General features: G+C 64.2%; 9 protein-coding genes. 4 read left to right on the forward strand and 5 right to left on the reverse strand.

Annotation, left to right across the window (positions count from 1 at the left end):
- The first annotated feature begins 191 nt into the window (after positions 1 to 191).
- The 4 genes from ACM0PY_RS19940 to ACM0PY_RS19955 all read left to right on the forward strand — a co-directional run bounded on the left by ACM0PY_RS19940 (position 192) and on the right by ACM0PY_RS19955 (position 4,380).
- Positions 192 to 1,868, forward strand: coding sequence for a long-chain fatty acid--CoA ligase (locus ACM0PY_RS19940; protein WP_134972173.1), 1,677 nt, complete (start codon positions 192 to 194; stop codon positions 1,866 to 1,868).
- A 722-nt stretch (positions 1,869 to 2,590) separates the two neighbouring features.
- A complete protein-coding gene (locus ACM0PY_RS19945) occupies positions 2,591 to 3,175 on the forward strand; it encodes a Fic/DOC family protein (protein WP_134972174.1) in 585 nt (194 codons plus the stop codon).
- Between the two features lie 18 nt (positions 3,176 to 3,193).
- Positions 3,194 to 3,346, forward strand: a complete 153-nt coding sequence (locus ACM0PY_RS19950; RefSeq protein WP_180885870.1) for a hypothetical protein — start codon at positions 3,194 to 3,196, stop codon at positions 3,344 to 3,346.
- Positions 3,347 to 3,507: 161 nt separating this feature from the next.
- Positions 3,508 to 4,380 (forward strand): crotonase/enoyl-CoA hydratase family protein, encoded by an 873-nt coding sequence (locus ACM0PY_RS19955; protein WP_072168987.1) that lies wholly within the window; start codon positions 3,508 to 3,510, stop codon positions 4,378 to 4,380.
- 70 nt (positions 4,381 to 4,450) lie between these two features.
- On the opposite strand, the gene ACM0PY_RS19960 is transcribed toward ACM0PY_RS19955, so the two are convergent.
- The 5 genes from ACM0PY_RS19960 to ACM0PY_RS19980 all read right to left on the reverse strand — a co-directional run bounded on the left by ACM0PY_RS19960 (position 4,451) and on the right by ACM0PY_RS19980 (position 12,719).
- Positions 4,451 to 6,625, reverse strand: a complete 2,175-nt coding sequence (locus ACM0PY_RS19960; protein ID WP_065177622.1) for a response regulator — start codon at positions 6,623 to 6,625, stop codon at positions 4,451 to 4,453.
- Positions 6,622 to 7,767, reverse strand: coding sequence for a cyclic di-GMP phosphodiesterase response regulator RpfG (gene rpfG, locus ACM0PY_RS19965; RefSeq protein WP_049435901.1), 1,146 nt, complete (start codon positions 7,765 to 7,767; stop codon positions 6,622 to 6,624). The genes ACM0PY_RS19960 and rpfG overlap by 4 nt, the downstream gene beginning before the upstream one ends.
- 204 nt (positions 7,768 to 7,971) lie before the next feature.
- Entirely contained in the window at positions 7,972 to 9,483 is a 1,512-nt protein-coding gene (gene lysS / locus ACM0PY_RS19970) for a lysine--tRNA ligase (protein WP_053499438.1), read from the reverse strand.
- Between the two features lie 146 nt (positions 9,484 to 9,629).
- The gene (locus tag ACM0PY_RS19975; protein ID WP_134972175.1) at positions 9,630 to 11,270 is read right to left on the reverse strand and encodes an acetolactate synthase large subunit; all 1,641 of its coding nucleotides are present in this window, start codon (positions 11,268 to 11,270) and stop codon (positions 9,630 to 9,632) included.
- A gap of 63 nt (positions 11,271 to 11,333) precedes the next feature.
- Positions 11,334 to 12,719 carry an NAD-dependent succinate-semialdehyde dehydrogenase gene (locus ACM0PY_RS19980; RefSeq protein WP_134972176.1) on the reverse strand — a complete coding sequence of 462 codons (1,386 nt, stop codon included), beginning with the start codon at positions 12,717 to 12,719 and terminating at the stop codon, positions 11,334 to 11,336.
- Positions 12,720 to 13,343 lie beyond the last annotated feature (624 nt).

Consider the following 13,343-nt stretch of genomic DNA (forward strand, 5'->3'; position numbering starts at 1 on the left):
CCGGCCGCTGGCCGGCATCCGCTGGATCGCCTATCGAGCGCAGATGTCGGCCAGCGGCCGGCACTACCCAGCAAAGAGGCCCTTCGGGGCCTCTTCGCGTTTTCCCTACGGCGGGGTATGCTGCAATGACCGGCCATTGTCGATACGCTCAGGGCCGGAACCTAATACATCACGATTCCTGGAGGGGGAATATGAGTCTGGATCGTCCCTGGCTGCAGAGCTATCCGAAAGGCGTTCCCGCCGAGATCGACGTCAACGAGTTCCATTCGGTAGCTTCGGTCTTCGACGCTTCCGTCGCGAAATTCCGCGACCGTCCCGCCTACTCCAGCTTCGGCAAGGTCGTCACCTATGGCGAGACCGACGCGCTGGTCAATCAGTTCGCGGCCTACCTGCTGGGAGAGCTCAAGCTCAAGAAGGGTGACCGCGTCGCCCTGATGATGCCCAACTGCCTGCAGTACCCGGTGGCCACCTTCGGCGTGCTGCGCGCCGGCCTGACCGTGGTCAATGTCAATCCGTTGTACACCGCGCGCGAGCTCAAGCACCAGTTGATCGATGCCGGCGTGACCGCACTGGTGGTGGTCGACAACTTCGGCGACACCGTCGAGCAGGTCATCGCCGATACGCCGGTCAAGCACGTGATCACCACCGGCCTGGGCGACCTGCTTGGCGCCAAGGGCGTGATCGTCAACTTCGTGCTGAAGTACATCAAGAAGATGGTGCCCAACTACCATCTCAAGGGCGCGGTGCGCTTCCGCCAGGCGCTGAAGATCGGCAGCCGCCACAGCCTGCCCCAGGTCGAGATCGACCACGACGACATTGCGTTCCTGCAGTACACCGGCGGCACCACCGGCGTGGCCAAGGGCGCGATGCTGACCAACCGCAACCTGATCGCCAACATGCAGCAGGCCTCGGCCTGGATCAGTGCGTCGGGCATCGAGATGGGCAAGGAGTGGATCATCACCGCCCTGCCGCTGTACCACATCTTCGCACTGACCGCGAACGGGCTGGTCTTCATGAAGTTCGGTGGCTGCAACCACCTGATCACCAATCCGCGTGACATGAAGGGCTTCGTCAAAGAGCTCAAGTCGGTGCGCTTCACCGCCATCACCGGCGTCAACACGCTGTTCAATGGCCTGCTCAACACCCCCGGCTTCGACACGGTCGACTTTTCCTCGCTGAAGGTCACCCTGGGCGGCGGCATGGCGGTGCAACGCGCCGTGGCCGAGCGTTGGAAGAAGGTTACCGGGGTGACCCTGGTCGAGGCGTATGGCCTGACCGAGACCTCGCCGGCGGCCTGCATCAACCCGCTCACCCTGACCGAATACAACGGCTCGATCGGCTTGCCGATCCCGTCCACCGATGCCTGCATCAAGGACGACAACAGCGCCATCCTGCCGCTGGGCGAGGTCGGCGAGCTCTGCATCAAGGGCCCGCAGGTGATGAAGGGCTACTGGCAGCGCCCGGAGGAAACCGCCAAGGCGATCGATGCTGACGGCTGGTTGCATACCGGCGACATGGCGAAGATGGACGAACACGGCTTCTTCTACATCGTCGACCGCAAGAAGGACATGATCCTGGTGTCCGGCTTCAACGTGTACCCGAATGAAGTCGAGGACGTGATCGCGATGATGCCGGGCGTGCTGGAAGTGGCCGCGGTCGGCGTGCCGGACGAAAAGTCCGGGGAAGTGGTCAAGGTGGTCATCGTGAAGAAGGACCCGAACCTGACCGCCGAAATGGTCAAGGAGCATGCCCGGGCCAACCTGACCGGCTACAAGCACCCCAAAATCGTTGAATTCCGAAAGGAGCTGCCGAAGACCAATGTCGGCAAGATCCTCCGCCGCGAACTCCGCGATACGCCCGCCCAGTAAGGGTTTGCGGCAATTTGAACGATGCAGGGCCCGGGGCGGAAACGTCCCGGGCCCGCTAGTTCCAAAAAATCGATCTGAAGTCCAGAGTTGATCGTCAATCCGGACCTATGCTTCATCTTCTCTGCACTAGGCTTGGTATAATTAGGTGTTGTAATCAGAGTGCACCTGGACGTTCTGGAGAGCCGTCCCTCCGACCGCTAGCGCGAGCCATGCCAAAGTCGAGCAAAATCATCAAGACAACAACGCATGATCCATCCATTGTGGATTTTTTGCTTGTTGAGAGTCAGTCTGATCTAAAGGCTTACGGTCATTTTAGAGAATTGAAGGACGCACTGAGCGAACTGCTTGGGGTAAGCATCGGCTCAAAGAGTTGGTCCTCATTTTATTTTCTGATCCTGAGGGTCCAAGCGATCTCAAGATCGACTGTAAGCTGCTCAATGAATGGGCGCTCCACCTCGCACGTCATTTTCAAATGCAAGCTGTACTCAACTCTCTATCGCGGCTCCGTGAAGGATGATTGTGTAAGGAGCGCATCCTTCAATGAGCATTTCGTTCAGGCAGTGGATAGGATTTCCGAGGCTGCAGCTGACCCAAAGGTTCGATATCGCTTTAGTAAGACGAGAAATTTCATCTACAGTTCGAAGCTTGAAGGCATAAGCATTGCTGCCCCAAAGGGAAAGTCAACGCTTGCAACACTGTTGAAGAAGCATCGAGAGCAGTGAGTGGACCGCTATGATTCTTCGAATGATCACTATTGCATTGCCGGCACGACTGTCCTTAAAAACAGGCTCGGCATCACTTCAATGGACGCACTTGAAATTGCAGAGCAGGAGATTACCTCTCTCACCCATCTAAGTGTCAATTACGCTGCTCCTCCCTATACTCTTGATACGCTGAAGAAACTGCATCTCGCGCTTTTTGGGGAGATATACGAGTGGGCTGGAAGCGTCCGAACTGTCGATATATCCAAGGGCGGCACGCCTTTCTGCACCAATGCCCGAATTGAACCAGAAGCAGCAAAGCTATTTGCCAATCTTGAACGGGACGGCTGGCTTGCGAATTTGAGCCGGGACGCGTTTTGCCGAAAGCTCGCAGAACATTACTGCGAAATCAACATGATTCACCCATTCCGCGAGGGCAATGGGCGAGTGCAGCGCATTTTGTTTGAACATCTCGCACTCAGCTGCGGGTATTACATTCGATGGGATCTCTTGACCGAAGGCGAGTGGTTAGCTGCGAACATTGCAGGTGTTAGTTGCGACTACGGGCCGATGACACAGATATTTGACCGCATTCTGCAGCCTTGAAGCGAGACCAGGCCCCTCATGTTGAGCCACAGCGTTCCGCAGGGAGACCGAGATCGGGCCAACCTGACCGGCTACAAGCACCCCAAAATCGTTGAATTCCGAAAGGAGCTGCCGAAGACCAATGTCGGCAAGATCCTCCGCCGCGAACTCCGCGATACGCCCGCCCAGTAAGGGTTTGCGGCAATTTGAACGATGCAGGGCCCGGGGCGGAAACGTCCCGGGCCCTTTCGCATGCGACGCCCCTGGGGCGGTGTAGCATCGCCGCGTGTGTGGACCGTTCGGCCCGCCGGCCACCCACCTGACACTGCGGGCCGCATGCCGAGGACCCTTCCATGAGTACCATCGAAAAGCTGCCTTCAAGCGGCTCACCGTTCGCCACCATCCGCACCGAAGACAGCGCCGACGGCGCTGCCCACTGGCTGTTCATGCACGCCGATGCCGCCACTGGGATCCGCCCCTGCTGCCGCAAGGACATGCTCGACGAGATGTGGAGCTACATGGCGGCCATCACCCGCAGCCCTGCCGAACGCCACAGCGGAACATTGCGGCATTTCGTGCTGGCCTCCGATGCCGTCGCCTACAACCTGGGCGGCGACCTGGACCTGTTCACCCGCCTGATCCGCGAAGGCAACCGCGACCTCCTGCTGAACTATGCCCAGCGCTGCGTGGAGGGCGTGCACCACCTGCACACCGGGTTCGGCGGCGACGTCCGTTCGATCGCGCTGATCCAGGGTGACGCCCTCGGCGGCGGGCTGGAAATGGCCCTGGCCTGCCACACCATTGTCGCCGAGGAAGGCAGCGGACTGGGCCTGCCAGAGGTGCTGTTCGGCCTGTTCCCGGGCATGGGTGCGTACTCCTTCCTGTGCCGGCGCGTGTCCCCCCACCTGGCCGAGAAGATCATCCTCGACGGCCGGGTCTACAGCGCCGAGGAGATGCACGCGATGGGCGTGGTCGACGTGCTGGTGAAGAAGGGCGAAGGCCGGGCGGCGGTGGAAGACCTGATCCGCCAGCAGCAGCGCACACCGCAGTCCTATCTGGCGATGAACGCCGCACGCGCCATCGCCCAGCCGGTCAGCTACGACGAACTGCTGGAGATCACCAAGGTATGGGTCGATTCCGCCCTCGCACTCGGCGACCGTTCGCTGCGTACCATGGACCGCCTGATCAAGGCCCAGACCCGTCGCGCCAGCCTCGACGCGGCCTGATTCATCCCTCCCCCAGGATGGGTTCAAGCCCGGTTGGCCACCGGGCTTTTTTTATGCACCCTGCCGTGGTTCAACGCGCCTCGCCATCGTCGGCAGCGCCGCGCAGCCGGCGTTCGGCCCGTGCCTCCAGCGCGCGCCGGCCTTCCTTGATCGCCTCCTGCAGGATGCCCAGGCGCTGGCGCCATTCGGTCTTCAGCTGCCAGTCGGCCATCCGCATCAGCTCGCCGGCACGGTTGGACGCGCGCATCAGGCCGAGGTTGCTGGCCACGCCTTTGATCGCGTGGGATTGTTCGCGGAACACATCCCACTGCGTGGCCTCACCGGCTTGCTCGGCCTTGCCCATGCAGCCCGCCACGTCCTCCAGGCATTGGCGGATGAACTCACGTTCGAAGCCCTCGCCCATGCCCAGCGAGGCCAGCTCGTCCAGCACGCTGCTGTCGAGCACCCCATCCTGCAGCGCCATCGGTCGCACCACCGGTGCGGCCATGGTCTTCAGCTGGGCGTTGCTGGCGATCTCGGCCAGGGTATCGAGCAGGCGCACCGCCACCACGGGCTTGGCCAGGAACGCATGCGCCCCAGCCTGGGTACAGCGCTGGATCGCCTCGGGCGTGACATCGGCGCTGAGCACCAGCACCGGCGTGCGCGGTCCGCCGCCGGCCTGCATCACCCGCAACTCCTTCAGCATGTCCAGCCCGCTCATGCCCGGCATGTGCAGGTCGACGATGACCGCGTCGAACTCACTGTCGGCCAGCGCATCCAGCACCGCCTCACCGCCATCCACGCACAGCACGCGATGCCCGGCCTTCTGCAGCAGGCGCTGCAGGACCATGCGGTTGGCCTCGTGGTCGTCGGCCACCAGGATCTGCATGCTGCGCACGCGGGCGCGATGGCGCAGGAACGGGTCGGCAAATGCGATCACGTTGCCGCCCGGCCCCACGTCGTCGTCGCCGGTCAGGCTCGGCACCGCACCCGGCACCTGCGGCTGCGGCGGCGCGAACGGCAGCTCGACCCAGAAGTGGCTGCCGCGCGGCGGGTTTTCCAGATAGCCGATGTCACCGTCCATCGCCTCGACCAGGCCCTTGGCGATGGTTGTGCCCAGCCCGGTGCCCTCGTGGCGACGCGCCATGCTGACGTCAGCCTGCTCGAAGGCATCGAACAGCCGCGCACGCATGGCCGGGGCCACGCCGATGCCGGTGTCGAGGATGTCGAAGCGCAGCCGCACCGCGCCACTGGTATCGGCCTGCACCACGCTGACACGGATTTCGACCCGGCCGTGATCGGTGAACTTGACCGCGTTGCCGGCCAGGTTCAGCAGGATCTGCCGCAGGTGCCCGACGTCTCCGCGCACGCGTGGCGGCACACCATCGGCGACCTTCACCCGGTAATCCAGGCGCTTGGCCTTGGCCTGCGGCAACAGGATCAGCCCGATCGCCTGGATCACATCGGCCACGGCGAAGTCTTCGGCCACCACGCGCAGCTTGCCGGCCTCGATGGCCGAGATGTCCAGCACTTCCTCCACCAGCGCCAGCAGGCTGCGCGACGACGCCTGGATGGTGTTGAGGCACTCGCGCTGCTCATCGTCCAGGCGCGTGGTCGCCAGCACTTCGGTCATGCCGTTGAGGCCGTTCAACGGCGTGCGGAACTCGTGGCTCATGTTGGCCAGGAAACGGCTCTTGGCCTCGCTGGCACGGCGCGCCTCGGCCATTGCTTCGGTCAGCTGCCGCAGCAGCGTCGAGAAGTACAGCGGCACGGCCGCCAGGCCGAGCCAGAGGCCGATGGCCAGACGGAAATTCTGTTGCCAGTAAGGCGTCAGCAGCACCGTGCAACCGAAGCTCACCATCGCCATCGCCACTGCCACGTACAGGTAGTGGTTGCCGAAGCGCATGCCGTTGCCGACCGTCACCCACATCACCACGATGTAGACCCAGGCCAGGGGCTCGCCCATCTGCACCATGCCGGCAGCGATCAGGCCATAGTCGGCGAGCATGCCCAGCACGCGGCGGGGATCGGAACGCGCCGGCCGCCACAGCAGCCAGCCGAACAACAGCAGCGACAGGCTCAGGCCGGTCAATACGATCGCCAGCACGCCCACGTACTGCGTGTGCGGCAGGTCGTGGCGCGGCGCCGGCAATAGCACGTAGGCCAGGATCAGGCTGATCAGGACAATACGGACGATCTGCTGGCCGTGTTCGCTGTCCTGGCGCTGGGACAGGCGCAGCCGCAGCTGCGACAACAGCCGTTTCACGCGCCCAGCCCCGGGCGCGCGGACGCCATCGAATGCTCGGCGCAGATCTGGTCTAGCTGTTCGCGGCCGCGCAGCAGCGCGTCCACGCATCGGGGATCGAACAGCCGGCCACGCTGGGCGTAGAGATAAGCCAGGGTGGCTTCCATGGTCCATGCTTCCTTGTACGGACGGGGCGAAATCAGGGCGTCGAAGACATCGGCGACAGCCACGATGCGCGCTTCCAGCGGAATCGCATCGCCGACCAGCCCATCAGGATAGCCGCTGCCGTCGTAACGCTCATGATGGCGCAGTGCGATCAACGCGCCAACCTGGATGAAACGATTCTGGCTGCCGCTCAGCAGTTCATGGCCAATCCGCGGGTGCCGGCGCATGATCGCCAGCTCCTCCTCGTTGAGCTTGCCCTGCTTGAGCAGCACCGCATCGGGAATGGCGATCTTGCCCATGTCATGCAGCGGCGCAGCCATTTCGATCAGGCGCACCTCCTCCTCGGGCAGCCCGAGCTGTTCGGCAATCAGGCCGGCCACGCGTGCCATGCGCTCCAGGTAGGCGCTGGTGCCGGCATCACGGAATTCGATCGCGCGCGCCAGTCGTGACAGCGTTTCGCGCTCCCGCTCTTCGACCTCATGCATGCTGGCCAGCAGGCGCTGCTCCAGCGACAGCGCCCGTTGCTTCACGTTCTCGGTCTGCTGGCGCAGCTGCAGCAGGTTGTAGCAGCGCGCACGCAGTTCGCGTGGGCGGATCGGCTTGACCAGGAAGTCGATGACTCCTGCTTCCAGTGCCGCCTGCCGGATCGGCTCGTCACCGACCACGGTGATCAGGATCACCGGAATGTCGCGGTGCTTGGGCAGCCGACGGAAACGGCGAGCGAATTCCAGCCCGTCCATCTCCGGCATGCGGTAATCGAGCAGCAGCAGGTCGACCGGATGGGCTTCACACCAGGCCAATGCGGTCAGCGGATCGCCGAAGTCATACACGCTCAGTTCCGGCGCGATGTCTTCGATGACGTGACGCAGCATCGTCCGGGCGGAAGTCTGGTCATCAACGATGACGATATTCAACGCGTACTCTGCCTGGTTTTTCGACCACGCTGGATCATCAGCAGGCGAGGATACTCTGCCGCTGCGAACGCTCGCACCCTGCATCGGCCTGACTCCCGTGTCGTGCATCCCGATTCATGATCGTCATCACAATGTGAAGCGGACTCCCCACACCGTGCCCTCCCCTGACGCCGATCAAGCCATAGCAGGCGTCAAGGTAGTGCAATTACGATACGCCGAGTGCGGGACGCGTCAATCGCGCCGTCTCGTTTCGGGACGGCGCGCACAATCGGGAGTCAAAAAGGTGACTTACTGCTCCGGACGCATGTACGGGAACAGCAGCACATCGCGGATCGAGCTGCTGCCGGTCAGCAGCATCACCAGACGATCGACGCCGATACCCAGGCCGCCGGTCGGGGCCATGCCGTACTCCAGCGCACGGATGTAGTCGGCGTCGTAGTGCATGGCCTCGTCGTCGCCACCTTCCTTCGCGGCCACCTGGGCCTGGAAGCGCTGGGCCTGGTCTTCCGGGTCGTTCAACTCGGAGAAGCCATTGGCCAGCTCCTTGCCGTTGACGAACAGCTCGAAGCGGTCGGTGTAGCCCGGATCATTGTCGTTGGCACGGGCCAGCGGCGAGACTTCCACCGGATGGTCGGTGATGAAGGTCGGCTGGATCAGGGTGTGCTCGACGGTGGCCTCGAAGATCTCAAGCAGCAGCTTGCCCCAGCCGTAGGACGGCTTGACGCGGATGTTCAAGCGCTCGCAATGGCGCAGCAGCGCGTCACGGTCGGTGCAGTCGGCAACCGAGATTTCCGGGTTGTGGTGGCGCACGGCTTCGTCCATGCGCCAGCGGCGGAACGCCGGGCCCAGGTCGATCTTCGCCCCGTCCCACTCGACCTCGGTGCTGCCGTTGACCGTCCTGGCCACGTCACGGATCACGCCTTCGGTCAGGTCCATGATCTCGTTGTACGTGGCATAGGCCTCGTACAGCTCCATCATGGTGAATTCCGGATTGTGGCGGGTGCTGACGCCTTCGTTGCGGAAGTTGCGGTTGATCTCGTACACGCGCTCCAGGCCGCCCACGGTCAGGCGCTTGAGGTACAGCTCCGGCGCCACGCGCAGGTACAGGTCCAGGTCCAGCGCGTTGTGGTGAGTGGTGAACGGCTTGGCCGCCGCGCCGCCGGGGATGTAATGCATCATCGGCGTCTCGACTTCCAGGAAGTCGCGGTTGTCCAGCCACGCACGCATGGCGCGGATGATCTTCGAGCGCTTGATGAAGACCGCGCGCGACTCCGGGGTGACGATCAGGTCGACGTAACGCTGGCGGTAACGCTGCTCGACGTCGGCCAGGCCATGCCACTTGTCCGGCAACGGACGCAGCGACTTGGTCAGCAGGCGGATCGACTCGGCCTTGACCGACAGCTCGCCGGTCTTGGTGCGGGTCAGGCCACCTTCTACGGCGATGATGTCGCCCACGTCCCAGCCCTTGAACGCGGTGTAGGCATCGCCCAGCACGGCCCCCTGCAGGAACAGCTGGATGCGGCCGGACTCGTCCTGGATCTGCGCGAAGCTCGCCTTGCCCATGATGCGCTTGGCCATCAGGCGGCCGGCCATCTTCACCTGGCGGCCGTTGCCTTCCAGCGCCTCGGCGGTCCACTGTTCGGCATCGGCGAATTCGTCCTGCAGGCGGCCGGCGAAGTCCTCACGACGGAAATCGTTCGGGTACGCGATGCCCTGCCCACGCAGCGCTTTGAGTTTCTCACGGCGCTCGGCGATCAACTTGTTCTCGTCGACGGGGGGGGTATCGGTAGCTTCGCTCATGGATCTGCGGGAATCGTGTAGTGAGGGGGATCTTGCGCCCGGCGCGGCCGGCTCCACAGCATACCAAAACCGCCCTGCCCCGGCCTGGAGAGGGGTCAGATCCCTTTGCGCTGCAAAGGGATCTGACCCCATCAGCGGATCGGCGCCTACGCGTCCCCGGGGAACGCCTGCCGCAGCTCGTCCACCAGCACCCGCTGGTTCTCCGAGTAATCGACCGGTACCGACACCAGGTGCACCCCGCCCTCGTTGAACGCCGCCTGCAGGGTCGGGATGAACTGCTCGATGGCGGTCACCTCATGCCCCTTGCAGCCATAGGCCTCGGCGTACTTCACGAAATCCGGGTTGCTGAAGGTCATGCCGTAGTCGGTGAAGCCATCCACCGCCTGCTTCCAGCGGATCATGCCGTAGGCGCCGTCGTTGAGGATCAGCACCACCAGGTTCAGCCCCAGCCGGCGCGCTGTCTCCAGCTCCTGGCTGTTCATCATGAAACCACCATCGCCACACACCGCCAGCACCCGCCGCTGTGGATACAGGATCGAGGCCATGATCGCCGATGGCAGGCCCGCGCCCATGGTCGCAAGCGCGTTGTCCAGCAGCAATGTGTTGGCCACCTGGGTACGATAGTTGCGAGCGAACCAGATCTTGTACATGCCGTTGTCCAGCGCCACGATGCCGTCCGGCGGCATCACCTGGCGCACGTCGTGCACCAGCCGCTGCGGGGTGAAACGGGCCTCCTCGGCACGGTCGGCCAGATGCTCGAGGATGGTCGCGCGCAGCGGCAGCAGCGCGGCGGCATTCGGCACCGCGCCTTCGATGCGGTCGGCCAGCTGGGTCAGCGAACGGCCGATGTCGCCGATCACCTCCACCTGCGGGAAGTACACCTGCTCCACCGCCGCCTGCGAGTAGCCGATATGGATCACGGTCGGCCCACCCGGGCGCATCACGAACGGCGGCTTCTCGGTGACCTCGTGGCCGATGGTCACGATCACGTCGGCCTGGTCGATCGCCATGTGCACGTAATCACGCTCGGTGAGCGCTGCGGTACCCATGTACAGGCCCGAGCCGCCGGCCACCGCGCCCTTGCCCATCTGCGTGGTGAAGAACGGAATGCCGGCGCGCAGCACGAACGCCGACAGCGCCTCGCTGGACTGCGGCCGCGACGCCGCCGAAGCGATCATCAGCAGCGGTCGCTTTGCACTGCGGATGGTCTCTGCCGCCCGATCCAACGCTTCCGGGCTGGCGATGGGACGATCCACCGCGTGCGGCGGCACCAGCGCCACGCCCTCCACCTCATCGGCCGCGATGTCTTCGGGCAGCTCCAGCAGCACTGGGCCCGGGCGCTCTTCCTGGGCGACACGGAACGCCTCGCGGACGATGGTCGGGATCGTGCGCGCCGAGACGATCTGCCGTGCCTGCTTGGTCAACGGCTTCATCGTGCCGACGATGTCGACGATCTGGAAGCGCGCCTGCTTGCTGGCGACGATGCCCTTCTGGCCAGTGATCATGATTACCGGCCACGCACCGAGCAGCGCATAGGCGGCGCCGGTGGTGAAGTTGAGCGCGCCCGGACCGAGCGTGGCCAGGCACACGCCGGGCTTGCCGGTCAGGCGGCCATAGGTGGCGGCCATGAACACCGCTGCCTGCTCGTGGCGGGTGATGACCAGCTCGATGCTGGAATGACGAAGCGACTCGACCACGTCGAGGTTTTCCTCGCCGGGGATACCGAAAATGCGCTCGACGCCTTCGTTCTCAAGCGCGGCGACAAGCAGATCTGAACCCTTGGACATTGGAATGCCGTCCTTTTCGCTGGACTGATGGTGGATCGTTGCAGGAAGGAGGGAAGCTGCGCGTCAACGCTTGTCGAACCACACCGTCTGCGCGTTGACGAATTCGCGGATGCCGAAGTGCGAGAGCTCACGACCGAAGCCACTCTTTTTCACGCCGCCGATCGGCACGCGCGGGTCTGAAGCGGAGAAGCCGTTGACGAACACGCCGCCGGTCTGCAGCCGGCGCGCCAGCTGCATGGCCCGCGCGCGGTCGCCGGTCCACAGGTTGCCGCTCAGGCCGAATTCGCTCTGGTTGGCCAGTTCCACCGCATGGTCGGCGTCGCGGGCGCGACTGATCGAGGCCACCGGCCCGAAGGTCTCGGTATCGAAGGCCTGCATGCCCGGCTCCACGTCCGCCAACACGGTGGGCGCATAGAACGCGCCCGGGCGATCGAGCTGATGGCCACCGACGAGCAGCTTCGCGCCTGCGTCCACCGAGGCGCGCACCTGCACGTGCAACTGTTCCAGCAGGTCCTGGCGTGCCATCGGCCCGATGCGGTTGGCCGGGTCGCGGCCATCGCCGATGGTCAGTGCCTGCACCTTCTGGCAGAACTGCGCCACGAAACGATCATAGACCGCGTCCTCGACAATGATGCGCTTTCCGGCGATGCAGACCTGCCCGGTGTTCTGGAAGCGCGAGGCTACCGCCGCATCAACGGCGGCGTCCAGATCGGCGTCGGCCAGTACGATGAACGGATCCGAGCCCCCCAGCTCTAGCACCACCTTCTTCAGCGCCTGCCCGGCCTGGGCGGCGATGCTGCGGCCTGCGGCCACGCTGCCGGTCAGGGTCACTGCGGCGATGCGATCATCGGCGATCGCGCGGCTGGTGCCCTCGCGGCTGATGTTGGCGGCGATGAAGGTGCCTTCCGGCAGGCCGGCATCGCGCCAGGCCGCGTCGAGCAGCTGCGCGGTACCGACGATGTTCTCGGCCGGCTTCAGCAGGAAGCCGTTGCCGCCCATCAGGATCGGCACCGCCGCACGCATCACCTGCCAGTACGGGAAGTTCCACGGCATGATGCCCAGCACCACGCCCAGCGGCAGGTAGGACACGTAAGCCTTGTCGTCGGGCACCTGGGTCGGTTCGTCGCGCAGGAACTGCGCGCCGTGGTCGGCATACCAGTCGCACAGCACGGCACACTTCTCGATCTCGGCCAGCGATTCGGCCTGCACCTTGCCCATCTCGGCGGTAGCCAGCGCGGCCAGCTTCTCACGGTCACGCCGCAGTACGGCGGCCATCGCACGCAGTACGTCTGCGCGCTGTTCGAGGCTCTTGACGCTCCAGGCCGCAAAGCCGACCTGGCCGCGATCGAGGATTGTTTCCAGCTCGGCATCGGTGGCGAAGGGATGGCTGGCGATCTGCTGGCCGGTGGCCGGATCGCGGGAAATGGCGGTGGTGGGGGCAGCGGACATGCAGGGCTCCTGTTGTCTCGGCAACGGGCAGCGGCCCGTCTTCTGCACAGGAATGTGGACCCGATTGGCGGAGGCAACAAGGCGTCTGCTTATCCTGTGACCTGCACTTACCTGTGTGAATGGGGTTATCGGCAGGGCTGCGCCCTGCACCCGCAGAGGCCAGGGCAACGTCAAGGTCAAAGGCCTGCATTCCGTGGGATGGCGGGGTGGGTCCAGTTGCGGGGGACGGCGTGAATCCCCCTCCGGGGTCCGGCCCAGCCACCGGCGGCTGGGCGTTCGGGCGCTTGCGAAGCAGTGCTTCGCAAGCAAAGCGCCCTCACCCATGTAGCCTCGGTCGCGCCATCCATGGCGCTCACGCCCCCGCAACCGGACCCACCCCGCCTTCGACAGTTTTCCGCGATCTGTTGGAAATACTCTTGGGGTCAGATTCGTTTTCCATGGGAAAACGGATCTGACCCCGGAACTTCTTTCGATATCTGACAGATGTGTCGACCAAGGTCGACACCTGCCAACAGCCGCGGGAAATTGTCAGAGGTGGGGCGGTGTGGGTTGGCAGGACCGTTGGCGCCATGGATGGCGCCATCGAGCCCCCATGGACGGGTTTACGGCGTGTCCTGCCAACCC

It is taken from the genome of Stenotrophomonas sp. BR163, assembly GCF_047520985.2.
Taxonomy (GTDB): Bacteria; Pseudomonadota; Gammaproteobacteria; order Xanthomonadales; family Xanthomonadaceae; genus Stenotrophomonas; species Stenotrophomonas sepilia.